Consider the following 788-nt stretch of genomic DNA (forward strand, 5'->3'; position numbering starts at 1 on the left):
CGATTTCGGGCGCCTCGGTAACAGGCTCTGGTACAGGTACAATTACGGATATACCCATCAACACTGGGAATACACCCGGTACGGTGACTTACACGATCACTCCTACGGCAAGTGGATGTTCCGGTACACCGGTGGATTATGTTGTGATGGTAGACCCACTTCCTGATGCGACGGCGAGTGATGCGACGATCTGTAGTGGTGCGACGAGTAATGTTTTGATCAGTAATCCGAATGGTGTTACGGGTACTACTTTTAGCTGGGTTGTGCAGAGTAGCACGAATGTTAGCGGTGCGACCGGAGGAAGCGGCTCATTGATAGGTCAGACTTTGACGAGCAGTGATATGATCAACAGTGGGAGTGTTACCTACCGTATCACGCCCACGGCAAATGGCTGTTCAGGGACTCCTTTTGATGTGACAGTAACTGTGAACCCGACCCCAGATATCACCAATACACCTGCATCTTTAAGCACGACGATCTGCAGCGGAGCAGCATTAAATTTCATACCCCATTCATCATTCGGAGGTACAACCTATAGCTGGACTTCCAGCATAATTGGTACGATTTCGGGCGCCTCGGTAACAGGCTCTGGTACAGGTACAATTACGGATATACCCATCAACACGGGGAATTCACCCGGGACAGTGACCTACACAATCACACCTTCTTTTGGAGGTTGCAGTGGTACACCGGTGAATTATGTAGTGACCGTAGACCCACTTCCTGATGCGACGGCGAGTGATGCGACGATCTGTAGTGGTGCGACGAGTAATGTTTTGATCAGTAAT

At 50.0% G+C, this 788-nt stretch carries 1 protein-coding gene; it reads left to right on the forward strand.

The genetic code is table 11. The features are described from left to right. A partial coding sequence (locus AC04NP_RS30540) for a PKD-like domain-containing protein (protein WP_482863921.1) occupies nt 1-788 on the forward strand: 788 nt, incomplete at both ends.

The organism is Agaribacillus sp. DX54, from assembly GCF_056858335.1.